The sequence below is a fragment of the Kitasatospora sp. NPDC048715 genome (genome assembly GCF_043198905.1).
GTDB classification, from domain to species: domain Bacteria; phylum Actinomycetota; class Actinomycetes; order Streptomycetales; family Streptomycetaceae; genus Kitasatospora; species Kitasatospora lactacystinica.
The window spans coordinates 317,763-334,555 of sequence record NZ_JBICVH010000001.1 but is presented as its reverse complement, the minus strand read 5'-3'; the positions used below and the strand labels follow the sequence as shown (position 1 = coordinate 334,555).

The window sequence follows — 16,793 nt, the reverse complement described above, 5'->3', positions numbered from 1 at the left end:
CGGCAGGGCCCTCGGCGTTTCGGGGGGCCGCTGTCAGAGGACGGTGGTCAGTTCGGTGCGGGAGGTGATGTTGAGCTTGGGGTAGGCCTTGTAGAGGTGGTGGGCGACGGTGCGGGGGCTGAGGAAGAGCTGGGCGGCGATGTCGCGGTTGGTGAGGCCCTGGGCGGCGAGGCGGGCGATCTGGAGTTCCTGGGGGGTCAGGGGGGACTGCGGGGTGCCGGTGGGGGTGGCCGGGGCGGGGGTGCCGGTGGCGGAGAGTTCGGTGCGGGCGCGGGCGGCCCAGGGGTGGGCGCCGAGGCGGTCGAAGGTCTCCAGGGCAGCGCGCAGGTGGGGGCGGGCGTCGGTGCGGCGGCGGGTGCGGCGCAGCCATTCGCCGTAGAGGAGGGCGGTGCGGGCCTGTTCGAAGGGGCGGTGGGCCGTCGCGTGCCGGGAGAGGGCGCCGCGGTAGGCGGTCTCGGCGAGTTCGTCGGGGCCGAGCAGGGCCTGGCAGCGCAGGCGGAGGGCCTCGGCCCAGGGGCGGTCGGCGGCGGCCGTCCAGCGGGCGAAGCGCTCGTAGGGTTCGGCGGCGCGTTCGGGGGTGCCGAGGCGGACGGCGGCCTCGACCAGGTCGGGGACGGCCCGGGTGGCGCTGATGTGGTGCCGGTGCGGGCCGGTGGTGAGGGTGTGCAGCCGGTCGGCGGCGTCGCCGGCGCGGCCCTGGCCGAGGTCGAGCAGGGCGAGCGCCCACTGGACCCAGGCCAGGCCGGCCGCGGGGGCGGCGGTCTGCGGGCCGGTGGTGGCGAGGGCGGTCGCGGCGAGTTCGGCGCAGCTGTCGGCGCGGCCGTCCAGCGCGGCCAGGCAGGCGAGCAGCGCGGTGAGTTGGCTGACCCACTGGTGCTGGCCGGTGTCCCGGGCGAGGCCGAGGCCTTCGGTGGCGGTGAGTTCGGCGTCGCGGTGCCGGCCGTGGAAGAGTTCGGCCTCGGCCAGGAAGAACTGCAGGGTGGGCATCACTCCGACGGTGCCCTTGGCGCGGGCTTCTGCGATCAGTTCGGCGGCAAGTTCGACGGTCTCCTCGTCGCGCCCGAGGACCAGGGTGGCGCCGCACAGCTGGACCAGGTCGACCGGGCTGTCGGCCCCTGCCCGGCGGGCGGCCTCCACGGCCTCCCGGACGGGCCGGAGCGGCGTGGCGGGCCGGCCGAGCGCGGGCAGTACGGCCGCGGGCAGGTGGCGGGCGAGCGGGGCGAGGGGGTCGTCGGCGGCGAGCGGCAGGACCGCCAGGCGGTCCAGGACGGCGACCACCGGCTCCTCCCCCGCGTACCAGGCGGCGTGGAAGGCCTGGAGCAGCATCCGGGCGGCGTACATCGGGTCGATGTCGGTGCCGGCGGCGTCGAGCAGCAGCCGGTGGGCGGTCGGGTGCGCGCCGCGCCAGAAGTGCGCGGTGGCCCGGACCTGGTCGAGCAGGGCGTGCGCCAGGACGTTGTCGGTCCGGCCGGAGGCCTCGTCGGCGAGCGCCTCCGCGCGAGCCAACTCGCCCTCCTCGGTGGCGGCTTCGGCGGCCAGGACGAGCCGGCGGGTGGCGCTGTCGCGGTCCGGGGTGAGCCGGGCGGCGCGCTCGTACGCGGCGGCCCCGCCGTGGCCGCCGCGGCGCTCGGCGCGGACGGCGGCACGCTCCAGCGCGTCGGCGAGGCCCGCGTCGGGACCGGTGGCGGCCAGCGCGAGGTGCCAGGTGCGGCGGTCGCCGTCCGGCAGGGCCCGCGCCACGGCCTGATGGACCCTCGTCTTCTGGTGGTGCGGAGCGCGCTGGAGGATCGCGGAGCGCAGCAGGGGGTGCCGGAAGGCGATCCGGCGGTCGGCGGTGACCGTCGCCAGGCCGGACTCCTCGGCGGGAGCGAGGTGTTCGGCGGTGACGCCGAGGGCGGCCGCTGCGGGCAGGACGACGTCCAGCGCCCCGCTCTCCTCGGTGGCGGCGACCAGCAGCAGCGTCTGGGAGGCCGCGGGCAGGCCGGTGACCTGGCCGTGGAAGGCGATCAGCAGCCGGCTGGTGAGCGGCAGGCCGCCCGACGCCGACGTGTGCGGCCCCGCGGCGACCGGGAGTTCGGTGAGCGCGAGCGGGTTGCCGGCCGCCTCGGCGAGCAGCCGGTCGCGCGCGGCGGCGGGCAGGCCGGGGCCGGCCCGCCGGGCCAGCAGCCGGGTGGCGTCGGCCTCGGACAGTGCGGTCACCTGTCGTTCGGGCAGTCCCAGCGGGCGCTCCGCCGCGCCGCCGTCGGCCCCGGGGGCACCACCGGTGCGGGCGGCGAGCAGCAGGGCCACCCCCTCGGCCTGGAGGCGTCGGGCGGCCAGCAGCAGCGCGTCCAGTGAGGCCCGGTCCAGCCACTGCACGTCGTCCATGACGCACAGCAGGGGCTGGTCGGCGGCGAGTTCGGCGAGCAGGCCGAGCGTGGCGAGTCCGACGAGCAGCCGGTCGGCGCGCCCTGCACCGGCGGTCGGGCCATCGGCGGCCGGGCCACCGGCAGCCGAGCCGCCGTCGACCGGCACGCCGTCGACCGGAGCGCCGTCCGCCCCGTGGCCGCCCGGCCGGCCCTCGTCGGAGAGCCCGAACGCCGCCTCCAGCGCGCGCCGCTGCGGCCCGGGCAGGGCGTCCAGCCGGTCCAGGCCGGGTGCAAGCAGCAGGCTCAGCCCGGCGTACGGCAGCTCGGCCTCGTACTCGACGCCGGCCGCCCGGATCACCCGGAACGACTCCCCCGCCCGCGCCACCGCGTCGTCCAGCAGCGCGGTCTTGCCGATGCCGGCCTCGCCCCGGAACAGCAGCACCCCGCTGCGGCCGGCCCGCGCCGCGTCCAACAGGCCGTCCACGGCGGCCTGTTCGCCTTCCCTCCCGTACAGCATGCCCCCGACCCTACCCACCCGGGCCCGCACCGCCGTCGGCACCGGCAGCGACGCCACTACCGGCACCGGTACCGGCACACCCCGGCACACCCCGGCGGAGGCTACGTACCCCATGCCCATACGTGACGGATTCGCCGCCCGCCGCCCGTCCGTACCGTGGTGAGCACCGGGAACGACCGGGCCAACCACCCACCGGAACACGGGAGATGACGATGACCGAGATCACCACCGCCGCCCTCCAGCAGCTCGCCGAGCGCTACCTCGCGGTGTGGAACGAGACCGACCCGGCGGCCCGCCGCAAGCTGGTCGACGAGGTGTGGGCCGAGGACGGCCGCTACACCGACCCGCTGGCCGCCGTCACCGGCCGGGACGCCGTCGACGCGCTGATCGGCGCCGCCCAGGCCCAGTTCCCGGGGCTGGAGTTCACCCTCGGCCCGGTCGACGCCCACCACGACATCGCCCGCTTCACCTGGAACCTGGGCCCGGCCGGCGCGGAGCCGGTGGTGATCGGCTTCGACGTGCTGGCGGCCACCCCGGACGGCCGGATCGGCGCGGTGTACGGCTTCCTCGACCGCGTACCGGGCGCCTGAGCCGCAAACCGCGTGCCGGGCACCTGAGCCGCAGACCGCCGCGCCGCCCGAGAGGCGGGCCGCCCCCACCGCGCCCGCCCCTCGGCGCCGGACTGCCCCTCGGCGCCGGACTGCCCCTCGGCGCCGGACTGGCCCTCGCCGCGTACGGCGCCGCGGACGGCAGTGTCCGGTGGCCGGCGCCCGGGATCGCGCTGATCGGCCTGGTCCACTGCGGCGCCGGCGGCCGACCGCCGCCGTAGGCCGCAGCGTCCTCGCCCCGGCGTCGCCGGGGCCGGTGCCCGTGGGCCTGGTCCGGTTCCTGCCGCTGGGAACGCCGCCCGGGGGCCGGTCCCCGCCCGCCCCGGAGCGGCCGTGGCGGGATCCCGGCACGCGGGGCGGGTGGCCGAAGCCCACCCGCCCGTTCCCTTCCCTCCCCCCGATCGGGTTGGATGGTCGGATGAGCGAGGAGAAGAGCGCCGTTCCGGCGTGGGAGCAGCGGTTCAGGGCGGCCCGGGTGTCCCTGCCCGACTGGGCCGAGGACGCCCCCGACCGGGCGTTGTACGTGTCCAACGCGACCGGCACCTACGAGGTCTACGCCTGGGACCGCGCCACCGGCGCCCACCGCCGGGTGACCGACCGTCCGAACGGCACCACCGACGCCGAGCTGTCCCCCGACGGCGACTGGGTCTGGTGGTTCGACGACCACGACGGTGACGAGTTCGGCGTCTGGCGCCGCCAGCCGTTCGCGGGCGGCCCCGACGAGGAGGCCGTGCCCGGCCTCGCCGCTTCCTACTCGGCCGGCCTGGCGCTCGGCCGCGACGGCACCGTGGTCGTCGGCCGCTCCACCGACGAGGACGGCACCACCCTGCACCTGCGCCGCCCCGGCAGCGCCGAGCCGGTCGAGATCTACCGGCACGAGGAGTACGGCGGCATCGGCGACCTCAGTCACGACAGCACCCTGCTCGCCATCGACCACACCGAGCACGGCGACGCGATGCACTCCGCGATCCGGGTCGTCCGCGTCACCGGGGACGGCGGCGTCGAGACCGTCGCCGAGCTGGACGAGGTCACCGGCCGGGACGAGCCGCGCGGCGTCGCCTGCCTGGGCTTCGCGCCGGTCGAGGGCGACACCCGGCTGCTGGTCGCCCACCAGCGCACCGGCCGCTGGGAGCCGATGATCTGGGACGTCGCCACGGGCGCCGAGACCGCTCTCCCGCTGCGCGACGAGCAGGGCCGCGAACTGCCCGGCGACGTCTCCGCGCAGTGGCGCCCCGGCGCCGGTGAGCTGCTGGTGGAGCACGAGTACGAGGCGCGCAGCGAGCTGTTCTCGTACGGGCTCGCCGACGGCCGGCTGACCCGCCTGGACACCCCGCGCGGCACCGTCGGCGGCGCCACCGCCCGTCCGGACGGCACCGTCGAGTACCTGTGGTCCTCCGCCGCCGAGCCCTCCGCCGTCCGTTCCACCGCCGGGACGGTCGTGCTGCGGGCGCCCGGCGCGGTGCCGCCCGGTTCGGTGCCGGTCGAGGACGTCTGGGTGGACGGGCCCGGCGGTCGGGTGCACGCCCTGGTGCAGCGGCCGTCGACGGCCGCCCCGGGCCCGTACCCGACCGTGTTCGAGATCCACGGCGGCCCGACCCACCACGACAGCGACTCCTTCGCCGCCGGTCCGGCCGCCTGGCTGGACCACGGCTTCGCGGTGGTCCGGGTCAACTACCGCGGTTCGACCGGCTACGGCCAGGCCTGGACGGACGCGCTGCACGAGCGGGTCGGCCTGATCGAGCTGGAGGACATCGCGGCGGTCCGCGCCTGGGCCGTCGACAGCGGCCTCGCCGACCCGGCCCGACTGGTGCTCACCGGCGGCAGCTGGGGCGGCTACCTGACCCTGCTCGGCCTCGGCGTCCAGCCCGACAGCTGGGCCCTCGGTGTCGCCGCCGTGCCGGTCGCGGACTACCACACCGCGTACGCCGACGAGATGGAGGCGCTCAAGTCGCTGGACCGCACGCTCTTCGGCGGCACCCCGCAGGAGGTGCCGGAGCGGTTCACCGCCTCCTCGCCGCTGACCTACGTCGAGCAGGTGCGGGTGCCGGTCTACATCAGCGCCGGGGTCAACGACCCGCGCTGCCCGATCCGGCAGATCGACAACTACGTCGAGCGGCTGGAGCAGCTCGGCAAGCCGCACGAGGTGTACCGCTACGACGCCGGGCACGGCTCGCTGGTGGTGGAGGAGCGGATCAAGCAGCTGCGGCTGGAGATCGAGTTCGTCCGGCGGCACCTGGGCGCGGCCGGGAGCGACGCAGACGGAGGAGCGGCGTGAGACGTCCGCTGCTGCTCGCGGGGGTGGCGGTGGCCGGGGCCCTGGTGCTCAGCGGCTGCTCGGGGTCGCGGCCGGAGGTCGCCTCCTGCCCGCCTCCGACCGGCCCGCCGGTGCCGAGCTCCTCGGTCGTCGCGCCCAAGCCGGCCGTGCCGACCACCACCGCACCGCCGACCGGTGCCGTCCCGCCCTCCGGCGCCGTCCCGCCGACCGGTGCCGTACCGCCCGCCGGTGCCACGCCGCTCGCCACGGCGACCAGGGCGAGCGCACCGGGCACGGGGACCGCGGGCGGGGTCGCGGGCACGGCCGTCCTGACGGCGGCGTACGAGTCGACCGACCCGGACGGCACCGTCGAGCTCGCCAAGGGTTCGAAGGGGTCCGGCGGCTCCTCGGGTTCCTCGGGTTCCTCCGGCTCGAAGGGCTCCAAGGGGTCGAAGACCGGTCGCACCGTGCACCACCACATCGACCACTACGACTCCGACGACCACAACGGCAGCGGCAACGGCAACGGCCACTGCCACAGCGACCCGACGCCGCTGCCCACCGGCTCGTCCTCCCCGACCCAGCAGCCGCTCCCGACGCCGACACCGGCGGCGCCGACACCGACAGCGCCCCCGCCGGCGGTCAAGCCGACAGCGGCACCGGCCCCGCCGACCAAGCGCTGAGAGCGGGGTCGGAGCAGGACGCGCCGGTCAGTCCAGGACCGGGTCCAGCCCGAGGGCCCGGTCCTGCTCCGCCTCCGCCTCGCGGCGCACCAGGCGGAACCACATGAAGACGACGAACCCGGCGAAGACGAACCACTCCAGGGTGTAGCCCAGGTTCTGGAACGCGCGCAGGGTGAGCCCGTCGCCGCCCTGCGGCTGCACGGTCGGTACCGGGGCCAGTCCGGCGGGCGCGTCGTCGGCGGCCACCCAGCCGTCGTACCAGCCGTCGTACTCCAGCACGTTCAGCAGCGACGCCCGGTTGATCATGCCGAGCTGCCCGGTCGGCAGACCGCCCGCCACCGCGCCGTTGCTGCCCACGGCCTCGTTGGCCTGCAGGCGCCCGGTCACCGTCACGTCTCCGCCCGGCGGCGGTCCGGCGGCGGCCGGGTCCCCGCCCGCCCAGCCGCGCACCACGGCGACGGCGTGACCGTCGGCGGTGCGCAGCGGGGTGAGCACGTAGTAACCCTGCTTGCCGTCCACCACCCGGTTGGGGACGAGCAGTTGGTGCTCGCTGTCGTAGGTGCCGGTCACCGTGACCGTCCTGCCGACGGTCTCCGTGCTCACCTGCGGAGTCGCCTGGTTGAGCAGCGCGTCGATCGGCCGGGCATCACTCGAAGCGGTGACCGCCTGCTTGGTCTCCTGGTGCGTGGACACCCGGTCCTCGAACCGGCCGAGCTGCCAGGAGCCCAGCCACAGGCACACCGCCACGGCGGCCACGGCCACGACGGTGCCGCCGAGCCAGCGCGAAGTCAGGAGGAACCGGTACACACCCCCACGGTAACCATTCCTCACACCCGCCCGGCCCCCGGGCCCCGGCCACGGCGGCCGCCGGCCCGCCGCGGCCGCCCGTCGTCACCGCTGTCCGGCGTCGCGGCCGCCCGTCGTCACCGCTGTCCGGCGTCACCGCGTCGCCGCCGCCCGCGGTCACCCCGCCGTCGGCGAGCCCGACGGCTGCGGCACCGAACCGCCCAGGTTCTGGACGCCGCCGCGGTAGACGGTGCCGCTGCACGCCACGGGCAGGGTCGCCGTGGCGGCCGCCGGACTGCCGGGGGCGGGAGTGTGGGCGATGGTCACGGTGGACGGTGCGGCGGTCGGACCGCCGGTCGGGGTCGGGGTCGGGCTGGGAGCCGTGCTGGGGCCCGCCGACGGGGACGAGGAGGCCGGCGGGTTGGCGCTGGGCTCGCTGGAGGGGACGGAGGCCGGGGCGCCGGGCTCGATGGCCGGGACGTCCGAGCGCAGGGCCGCCTGGTTGACGCCGCTCGACGGGGTGGTCAGGGTGCCGGAGCCGGTACAGGTCCGGTCGGGGACCCAGGCGAACGGCACCCGGTACCCGGCCCGCGGCGCGAGCACCGGGGGCTCCCCGTCCATCGCGGGCAGGCCGGCCGCCGGGTCGCCCGGCGCGTGGTCGGCGGTGCGGATGCGGCCGCGGTCGCCGCCGCTGACGGCGGTGACCGCCACCGAGCCCGGCCCGCCGAGCCGGCAGCTGCGCACGGAGACGTTGTAGACGGTGAACGAGCCGTAGATCCGCCCGTCGCCGTCGGCCGTGCCGACCTGCGCGACGCCTTCGCCGAGGTCCGTCCGGGTGCAGAGCGGGACGATGCCGCCGTCGCCGGCCCCGGAGGTCCCGGAGGGCGCGACGCCGCCGTCGGTTTGCATCAGCCCGCCGCCGGGGGTATGCGGGGCCGCGGCCGTACCGGTCGGCGAGGTGGCGGCGCCGGTGCCGCCCGCGCCCGTCTGCGTGGCCGCCCCGGTGCCGCCGGCGGTACCGGCGGCACCGCTGGGGGACGCGGCGGCCGGGCTCTTGGCGTCGGCCGAGCCGGGACCGCCGGAGAGCCCGAGGTGCTCCCCCTCGTGCAGGACGGGCAGGCCGATCGCGACGGCGAAGGCGAGTGCGGCCGCCCCGGTCCAGGCGCCGCGCCGGGCGGCCCGGCGGCGGGGCACGGCCCGCCGGATCCGCGGCAGCCCGCCCACGGCGGGCTGGATGCCGGAGACGGCGCCGTGCAGCCGCTCGCGCAGCGCCCGTTCGTCGGCGGACAGGTCCAGGAGCTCCGGGACCTCACCCGCGGGGCCGTTCGCACCGGGCTTCCCGGCCGCGTTCGGACTGGACGCGTGCGGACTCGGTGCGTCCGGACTCGGTGCGCGCGCACCCGGCGACTTCGACTCGGGCGCCGTCGGCTCGGACGCGTTCGGCTCGGGCGCCGTCGGCTCGGGCGCGTGCTGCTCGGGCGCCGTCGGCTCGGGCACGTTCGGCTCGGACGCCCCGTCGACCGGTCGCCGACGGCCGTCGTCCGCCTCAGCCATGTCCGGCCTCCATCTGGACGCGGAGGGCGGCGAGTCCGCGGGAGCCGTAGGCCTTCACCGAGCCGAGCGAGATGCCCAGGGTCTCGGCGACCTGCGCCTCCGTCATGTCCACGAAGTAACGCAGCACCAGAACCTCCCGCTGACGGCGTTGCAGACCACGCAGCGCGGCCTTCAACTGGTCGCGCTCCAGGGCATCGTAGGCACCTTCTTCTGCACTGGCCATGTCAGGCATGGGCTTCGGCAGCAGTCGCAGCCCGAGGATGCGGCGGCGCAGCGTGGACCGGGACAGGTTGACGACCGTCTGCCGCAGGTAGGCCAGGGTCTTCTCGGGCTCGCGCACCCTTCGCCGGGCGGCGTGCACCCGGATGAACGCCTCCTGGACGACGTCCTCGCACGTGGAGAGGTCGTCCAGGAGCAGTGCCGCGAGCCGCAGCAACGAGCGGTAGTGCGCCTGGTAGGTCTCGGTGAGCAGGTCCTCGCTGGTACCCGCGTCGGTACCGGCGCCGGAGTCCGCCGCACCGCGTGCGGCCGCCGTCATCTGGTCTTCTTCCGGCCTACTCGCAGGCCACGGGGCGCGCGACGGGAAGGGCACCGCGGCTCTCGCCGGGATGCCCGCCCTTGCCCCCACCATCACGTTCGCCACGCACGTTGGACACTCGATCCCCTGTCATGGTTGCCCGGCTCGGGGCCCATTCTTCCGCATCGGCGGAAGAGGCCTCCAGGGGATTCCCCCGGGATTCCGGACAGATTGTGTCGAGGAGCGAACACAGGTATGGACACAGCTGTGGACACAAGCGGGCACTTCGGAACGCGCGAGGGCCCCGGGACCTAGTACTCCGGCTTCTCCGGCCCCGTCGCCCCCGTCGGCCCCGTCGGCCCCGTCGGCCCCGTCGGCCCCGTCGGCTCAGCCGTCGCCGCCGCGTCCGGCTCCACGTCCAACTCCGCGTCCACCGGCTCGCCCGCCGTCAGCTCCGCCGCCACCAGCTCGGCCAGCTGCACCAGGTTGAGCGCCGACCCCTTGCGCAGGTTGTCCCCGCAGAGGAAGAGGTCCAGCGCGTCCGGCTCGTCCAGCGCCCGCCGGACCCTCCCGACCCAGACCGGGTCCGTCCCGACCACGTCGTTCGGCGTGGGGAACTCGCCGGCCGCCGGGTCGTCGTAGAGCACCACGCCGGGCGCGTCCCGCAGGATGTCCTGCGCGTGCTCCTGGGTGACCTCGCGTTCGAACCGCGCGTGCACGGCCAGCGCGTGGGTGCGGACGACCGGGATGTGGACGCAGGTCGCCGAGACCTTCAGGGCGGGCAGGCCGAGGACCTTGCGGGACTCGTCGCGGATGCCCGTCTCCTGGGCGGACCAGCCGCCCTCGCGCAGCCCGCCGGTCCAGGGCACCGCGTTGAGCACCAGCGGGGCGGCGAACGGCCCCTGATCGGCGATCAGCGCGCGCAGGTCACCGGTCTGCCGGCCGACGGCGGCACCCGCCACCAGCCCGGTCTGCGCGCGCAGCGCCGCCTCGCCGTCGCGGCCCTCGCCGTCGGCGGCCTGGTAGGAGGCGACCACGAGCTGCGCCAGCCCGTACTCGGCGTGCAGCGCCCCCACCGCGGCGATCATCGCGAGGGCGGTAGCGGCCGGACTGGCGACGATGCCGCGCGGGCGGATCCGCAGCGCGGCCGCGTTGACCTCCGGGACGACCAGCGGCACGTCCTCGGCGGTGCGGAAGACGGCCGAGCCGTCGATCACCACGACGCCCTTGGCCGCCGCGATCGGCGCCCACTGCGCCGAGACCGGGTCGGGGACGGCGAACACCGCCACGTCGATGCCCGCGAAGGCCTCCTCGGCCAGCGGGACGACCTCGACGGCCTCCCCGCGCACCACCGCCTTGCGGCCGGCCGAGCGCGGGGATGCGACGAGTCGGATCTCGCCCCAGACGTCCTGGCGGAGGGAGAGCAGCCCGAGCAGCGCCTCGCCGACCGCGCCGGTGGCGCCGACGACGGCGAGGTTCGGACGCCGGGTCATCGCCCGGCGCCCCGGCAGGACCCGGTGGCCCGGCCCCGCGTCCGGGTCATCGCCCGGTGCCGCCGTAGACGACGGCCTCGTCGCTCTCGCTGTCCAGGCCGAAGGCGCTGTGGACGGCGCGGACGGCCTCCGGCACGTCGTCGGCACGGGTGACCACCGAGATGCGGATCTCCGAGGTGGAGATCAGCTCGATGTTGACGCCCGCGGCGGACAGCGCCTCGAAGAAGGTCGCCGTGACGCCCGGGTTGGAGCGCATGCCGGCGCCGACCAGCGAGATCTTGCCGATCGCGTCGTCGTAGCGCAGCGACTCGTAGCCGATGCCCGCCTTGACCCGGCCCAGCGCGTCGATGGCCTTCTGGCCCTCGGTCTTGGGCAGGGTGAAGGAGATGTCGGTCAGGCCGGTCGACGCGGCGGAGACGTTCTGCACCACCATGTCGATGTTGACCTCGGCGTCGGCGATGGCGCGGAAGATGCGCGCCGCCTCGCCCGGCTTGTCGGGCACGCCGACGACGGTGACCTTGGCCTCGGAGGTGTCGTGGGCGACTCCGGAGATGATGGCCTGCTCCATCTCGCCCCCTTCGGGCTTGTTCGGGTTGTCGTTGCTGACGATCGTCCCGGGAAGACCCGAGAAGGACGAGCGTACGTGAATCGGGATGTTGTAGCGACGGGCGTACTCGACACACCGATCGAGCAGCACCTTGGAACCCGACGAGGCCAGCTCCAGCATGTCCTCGTAGGCGATCCAGTCGATCTTGCGGGCCTTCTTCACCACGCGCGGGTCGGCGGTGAACACGCCGTCCACGTCGGTGTAGATCTCGCAGACCTCGGCGCTGAGCGCGGCGGCGAGCGCCACGGCGGTGGTGTCCGAGCCGCCCCGGCCCAGCGTGGTGATGTCCTTGCTGGTCTGGGAGACGCCCTGGAAACCGGCCACGATCGCGATGTTGCCCTCGTCCAGGGCGGTGCGGATGCGGCCGGGCGTCACGTCGATGATGCGCGCCTTGTTGTGGACGGAGTCGGTGATGACACCGGCCTGGCTGCCCGTGAAGGACTGTGCCTCGTGCCCCAGGGATTTGATCGCCATGGCCAGCAGCGCCATGGAGATGCGCTCTCCAGCGGTCAGCAGCATGTCGAACTCACGGCCGGCAGGCAGCGGTGACACCTGCTCCGCGAGTTCGATGAGCTCGTCCGTCGTGTCGCCCATCGCGGACACCACGACGACGACCTCATGGCCGGCCTTCTTGGTGTCAACGATCCGGCGGGCCACGCGCTTGATGCCTTCGGCATCCGCAACGGATGAGCCGCCGTACTTCTGCACGACAAGGCCCACGTGCGCTCCTCGACTCGAAGTCTTTTCCGGGGGCTCCGGGCCCCCGTACCCCCCTGGGAAGAGGGGGGTGCGGTCGTCGTCAGTCTACCGAGCAGGGGTGCTCCGACCGGCGCTTTCCATATGGTGAGACGGTAGTTTCAGCACGTGAGCGGCCGTGCGGGTGGCTCCGCCGTCAGGTCTGCGGGCGATTCGGTACGGCTCCGAAGAATCGCCGGATCGGGGGACGGCGATCCGGCCGGATTTCTTTTCCGGCCGGGACGCTGAGGCATTCGTCACAATCCGAGAGGGCCGTCGCGGAATACCGCCCACCGGCTGCCGCCGACCGCCTAACGCCCGAGGCCGAGCTCGGCCGCCATCAGGTCGCCCGCCTGCTGTTCGAGCTGCTCGTCGGTGAGCCCGTCGTCGTCGGTGTCCGCGCCGTCCGGCACCGCGCCGAGCGGGCTGTCCAGCCGGACGTGGGCGATCAGCGACTGCAGGGCCCGCAGCACCGCCGTGCAGGTCGTGCCCCAGTTGGAGAGGTACGAGAACTGCCACCACCACAGCGCCTCGCTGATCCGGCCCTCGCGGTAGTGGGTCAGCCCGTGCTGGAGCTCGCTGACCACGCCGGCCAGGTCGTCCGAGATCCGGAAGGCGTTGGGCTTCTCCGGCGGGCCGTACGGGTCGAAGACCTCGTGGTAGACGTCGATCGGCGCGAGCAGCTCGGCGAGGCGCTCGCGCAGCTGCTCGCCGTCCGGCTCGGGACCGGCGTCGGGCTCGAAGCGGTCCTCCGGGACGACGTCCTCGATCGCACCCAGCCGGCCGCCGGCCAGCAGCAGCTGCGAGACCTCCAGGAGCAGCAGCGAGACCGCGCTGCCGGGCTCGTCGCCCTTGGCGACCTCGGTGACGGCGAGCACGAAGCTCTCCACCGAGTCGGCGATCTGCACGGCGAAGTCGTCCGGCTCCGAGCCGTGACCGTGGATGTGCGGGGCGTGCGCCCCCGGTTCCCCGTGGGACTGCTGGTGGGGGGTGTGGGGCTGCTGGTTGATCGTCCGGTCAGACATCGAGCAGTCGTCTCCCTTCGAAGGCGCGACCGAGGGTGACCTCGTCCGCGTACTCCAGATCCCCGCCGACGGGCAGGCCGCTCGCCAGACGGGTCACCTTCAGGCCCATCGGCTTGCAGAGCCGGGCCAGGTAGGTGGCGGTCGCCTCCCCCTCCAGGTTGGGGTCGGTGGCCAGGATCAGCTCGGTGACCGTGCCGTCCGCGAGGCGCGACAGCAGTTCGCGGATGCGCAGGTCGTCCGGGCCGACGCCCTCGATGGGGCTGATCGCGCCGCCCAGCACGTGGTAGCGGCCGCGGAACTCGCGGGTGCGCTCGATGGCGACGACGTCCTTGGACTCCTCGACCACGCAGATGACGGCGAGGTCGCGGCGCGGGTCCAGGCAGACCCGGCACTGCTCGGCCTCCGCGACGTTGCCGCAGACCGCGCAGAAGCGGACCTTGTCCTTGACCTCCAGCAGCGCGTGGGCCAGCCGGCGCACGTCGGTCGGGTCGGCCTGCAACACGTGGAAGGCGATCCGCTGGGCGCTCTTGGGCCCGACGCCGGGCAGCCTGCCCAGTTCGTCGATCAGGTCCTGAACCACGCCCTCGTACAACGTCGCGCCTTCCCTCGGATGGTCGATGGTGCCGTATGCCCGGTGGTGGCCGGTGACGGCCGGTGGTGACCGGTGACGGCCTGCTGGTCCGTGGTGGCCTGGCGGCCGGTGGTGGCCTGACGGCCGGGTAGTGGACGACCGGTGGTACCGGACGGCCGGTGGTGCTCCGGTGCCATCATCCAACGAATCGGGCGTCGGACACAGCGCCCGACGCCCGACTCCCACATAAATCACATAGGTCTGTCGTCTGAACTTCAGACCTTCTGGAACGTAGAGCCGACGTTAGAACGGCCGACGCTAGAACGGCAGGCCCGGGATGCCGCCGCCCAGGCCCTGGGTCAGCGGGCCCATGCGCTCGGCCTGCATCTTCTGCGCGGTCTGGTTGGCGTCCCGGACGGCCGCCAGGATCAGGTCGGCCAGCGTCTCGGTGTCCTCCGGGTCCACGGCCGCCGGGGCGATGGTCAGCGCCACCAGCTCACCGGCACCGGTCACCGTCGCCTCGACCAGGCCGCCGCCCGCCGAACCGTTCACCTTCGTCTCGGCCAGCTCCTGCTGGGCCTTGGCGAAATCCTGCTGCATCTTCTGCGCCTGCTTCAGCAGCTGCTGCATGTTGGGCTGGCCACCACCGGGGAACACGGCTGTCTCCTTGCTGTCACGGCTGTCTTGCGGTGCTTCGTTCGTCACCGCCGAGCCTACGTGCTGCCCACCGCTCCGGGGCCCGGACCGGGGCCCGGCTCCGGGGCGGCTCAGGGTCGGCCCGGGGTCGGCACCGGGGCCCAGGCCCGGGGTCGGCACCGGGGCCCAGGCCCGGGACGGCGCCGTTGCACGCGGGCGGGGTCCGGGGCCCGGCTCAGGAGCCCTGGTGGTGGATCTCCTCCAGCACCGTCGCGCCCAGCTCGCGGATGATCAGCTCCTGCCCGGAGAACACGTCCTCCTTCAGGTCCGGATCGTCCGCCTCCGGGATGTCGTCCTCCGGGGCCACCGACCGCACCGGACGGGCCGGCGCGGCCTGGACCGGCGGAGCCTGCACCGGCGCGGGCTGCACGGGCGGCGCCTGGACGGGCGCCGGCGCGGCCTGGACCGGCGGAGCCTGCACGGGCGCCGGGGCGGGCGCGGGCATCGACGGCGCGGCCGCCGCCGGGCGCGCCGGGGCTCCCCAGCCCCCGCCGCCCTGGGCACCGCCGCTCGGCGCCCCGCCACCCGGGCCGCCGGCACCGCCGGACGGGTCGACGATGCACTCGATCCGCCAGTCCACACCCAGCGCCTCGGCCAGCGCGGCGCGCAGCACGTCGTCGCTGTTGCTGCCGACGAAGCTGTCCCGGGCACCGGCGTTGATGAAGGACACCTGGAGCACGCTGCCGTCGAACCCGGCCACCTGGCCGTTCTGGCTGAGCAGGATCCAGGTGAAGCGGCGACGGTTCTTCACCGCCTCCAGGATCTGCGGCCACAGCTGCCGCACCTGCGCGGCGCCCTGCTGCGCGGACGCCGACGGCTGCCCGCCGGGAGCCGCCGCCGGGGCGGGGGCCGGAGCGGGCACGGGAGCGGGAGCCGCCTGGACCGGGGCCGGGGCCGCCTGCGGCTGCGCCGCGGGGGGCGTCGCCGGAGCCGCGGCGGGGGCGCCACCGGCGGGCGGGAAGCTGCGCGGGATCGGCCAGGCACCCGGCGCCGACCCGGCGGGGGCGGCGGGCGGCGCGGCCTGCACGGGCGGCGCGGCCGGGACGGGAGCGGCCTGCGTCTGGGGCGCGGCCGGGGCGGGAGCGGCCTGCGTCTGGGGCGCGGCCGGGGCGGGCGCCACCGGCACCTCGCCCACCGGCGCGGCCGCCGCCGGGGCAACCGCCGCCGGGGCCGTCATCGGCATGCCCACCGGGGCCGCCACCGTCGCGGCGAACCCGCCCGCCGCCGCCCGTCGCTCCAGCTTGTCCAGCCGTGCCTGCAGCGACAGCTCGTCGCTGTAGGCGCCCGGCAGCATCACCCGGGCGCAGATCAGCTCCAGCTGCAGCCGGGGCGCCGCGTTGCCGCGCATCTCGGTCAGCCCGGTGTTGACGATGTCGGCGGCCCGGCTCAGCTCGGCCGCGCCGAACGCGTCCGCCTGGGCCTGCATCACCGCGACCCGGTCGGCCGGGGCGTCGATCAGCCCCTTCTCCCCGGCGTCCGGCACGGTGGCCAGGATCACCAGGTCGCGCAGCCGCTCCAGCAGGTCGGTCACGAAGCGACGCGGGTCGTGCCCGCCCTCGACCACCCGGTCGACCACCTGGAACACCGTCGCCCCGTCGTGCGCGGCGAAGGCGTCCACCACCTCGTCCAGCAGCGCGGAGTCGGTGTAGCCGAGCAGCGACGTGGCCATCTGGTACGTGACGCCGCCCTCGGCGGCCCCGGCCAGCAGCTGGTCCATCACCGACATCGAGTCACGCACCGACCCGGCACCCGCCCGCACCACCAGGGGGAACACGGTGTCCTCGACCTGGATCCCCTCCCGGCCGCACACCTCCGCCAGGTAGTCGCGCAGCGTGCCGGGCGGGACCAGCCGGAACGGGTAGTGGTGCGTCCGGGACCGGATCGTCCCGATCACCTTCTCCGGCTCGGTGGTCGCGAAGATGAACTTGAGGTGCTCCGGCGGCTCCTCGACGACCTTGAGCAGCGCGTTGAAGCCGGCCGAGGTCACCATGTGCGCCTCGTCCAGGATGAAGATCTTGTACCGGCTGTGCACCGGCGCGAAGAACGCCCGCTCGCGCAGTTCGCGCGCGTCGTCCACACCACCGTGCGAGGCGGCGTCGATCTCGATCACGTCGATCGACCCGGGCCCGCCGGTCGCGAGGTCCCGGCAGGACTGGCACTCCCCGCAGGGCGTCGGCGTCGGCCCCTGTTCACAGTTGAGGCAACGGGCCAGGATGCGCGCGCTCGTCGTCTTTCCACACCCACGCGGCCCGCTGAACAGGTACGCGTGGTTGACCCTGTTGTTGCGCAGGGCCTGCTGGAGCGGAGCGGTCACGTGCTCCTGCCCGATGACCTCCGCGAAGGTCTCGGGGCGGTAGCGGCGGTACAGGGCTAGGGACACACCCCCGACGATATCGGGA

The 16,793-nt window shown here is 75.2% G+C and carries 13 protein-coding genes; 3 read left to right on the top strand and 10 right to left on the bottom strand.

All coding sequences use genetic code 11. From position 1 onward, the window contains the following. Positions 1–33 precede the first annotated feature (33 nt). The gene (locus tag ACGFSC_RS01565) at positions 34–2,865 is read right to left on the bottom strand and encodes an AAA family ATPase (RefSeq protein ID WP_359905681.1); all 2,832 of its coding nucleotides are present in this window, start codon (positions 2,863–2,865) and stop codon (positions 34–36) included. Positions 2,866–3,077: 212 nt separating this feature from the next. Between ACGFSC_RS01565 and ACGFSC_RS01560 the strand changes: the two genes are divergently transcribed. The 3 genes from ACGFSC_RS01560 (at position 3,078) to ACGFSC_RS01550 (ending at position 6,410) form a co-directional block, all read left to right on the top strand. Continuing rightward, positions 3,078–3,455: a nuclear transport factor 2 family protein gene (locus ACGFSC_RS01560; RefSeq protein ID WP_359905678.1), complete on the top strand. Its 378-nt coding sequence runs from the start codon at positions 3,078–3,080 to the stop codon at positions 3,453–3,455. A 436-nt stretch (positions 3,456–3,891) separates the two neighbouring features. Next, complete coding sequence (locus tag ACGFSC_RS01555; RefSeq protein ID WP_359905675.1) at positions 3,892–5,748, top strand: prolyl oligopeptidase family serine peptidase; 1,857 nt, start codon at positions 3,892–3,894, stop codon at positions 5,746–5,748. Next, positions 5,745–6,410, top strand: a complete 666-nt coding sequence (locus ACGFSC_RS01550; protein ID WP_359905672.1) for a hypothetical protein — start codon at positions 5,745–5,747, stop codon at positions 6,408–6,410. The genes ACGFSC_RS01555 and ACGFSC_RS01550 overlap by 4 nt, the downstream gene beginning before the upstream one ends. Before the next feature lie 27 nt (positions 6,411–6,437). Here the strand turns inward: ACGFSC_RS01550 and ACGFSC_RS01545 are convergent, their stop codons facing one another. From ACGFSC_RS01545 to ACGFSC_RS01505, 9 genes are all read right to left on the bottom strand, one after another. Then, the gene (locus tag ACGFSC_RS01545) at positions 6,438–7,217 is read right to left on the bottom strand and encodes an SURF1 family protein (RefSeq protein ID WP_359905670.1); all 780 of its coding nucleotides are present in this window, start codon (positions 7,215–7,217) and stop codon (positions 6,438–6,440) included. A 156-nt stretch (positions 7,218–7,373) separates the two neighbouring features. Continuing rightward, complete coding sequence (locus ACGFSC_RS01540) at positions 7,374–8,750, bottom strand: hypothetical protein (protein ID WP_359905667.1); 1,377 nt, start codon at positions 8,748–8,750, stop codon at positions 7,374–7,376. Beyond that, positions 8,743–9,288 carry a SigE family RNA polymerase sigma factor gene (locus ACGFSC_RS01535; RefSeq protein ID WP_359905665.1) on the bottom strand — a complete coding sequence of 182 codons (546 nt, stop codon included), beginning with the start codon at positions 9,286–9,288 and terminating at the stop codon, positions 8,743–8,745. Before ACGFSC_RS01535 ends, ACGFSC_RS01540 begins: the two co-directional genes overlap by 8 nt. A gap of 290 nt (positions 9,289–9,578) precedes the next feature. After that, entirely contained in the window at positions 9,579–10,760 is a 1,182-nt protein-coding gene (locus tag ACGFSC_RS01530; RefSeq protein WP_359905662.1) for an aspartate-semialdehyde dehydrogenase, read from the bottom strand. Between the two features lie 46 nt (positions 10,761–10,806). After that, a complete protein-coding gene (locus tag ACGFSC_RS01525; protein WP_359905659.1) occupies positions 10,807–12,087 on the bottom strand; it encodes an aspartate kinase in 1,281 nt (426 codons plus the stop codon). Positions 12,088–12,413: 326 nt separating this feature from the next. Further along, positions 12,414–13,127, bottom strand: coding sequence for a DUF5063 domain-containing protein (locus tag ACGFSC_RS01520; protein WP_359905656.1), 714 nt, complete (start codon positions 13,125–13,127; stop codon positions 12,414–12,416). Further along, positions 13,120–13,719, bottom strand: a complete 600-nt coding sequence (gene recR / locus ACGFSC_RS01515) for a recombination mediator RecR (protein ID WP_316522617.1) — start codon at positions 13,717–13,719, stop codon at positions 13,120–13,122. Before recR ends, ACGFSC_RS01520 begins: the two co-directional genes overlap by 8 nt. Positions 13,720–14,016: 297 nt before the next feature. Continuing rightward, positions 14,017–14,355: a YbaB/EbfC family nucleoid-associated protein gene (locus ACGFSC_RS01510; protein WP_359905653.1), complete on the bottom strand. Its 339-nt coding sequence runs from the start codon at positions 14,353–14,355 to the stop codon at positions 14,017–14,019. A gap of 214 nt (positions 14,356–14,569) precedes the next feature. Beyond that, on the bottom strand, positions 14,570–16,774 hold the full coding sequence (locus ACGFSC_RS01505) for a DNA polymerase III subunit gamma and tau (RefSeq protein WP_359905651.1): 2,205 nt from the start codon (positions 16,772–16,774) through the stop codon (positions 14,570–14,572). Between the last annotated feature and the right edge of the window lie 19 nt (positions 16,775–16,793).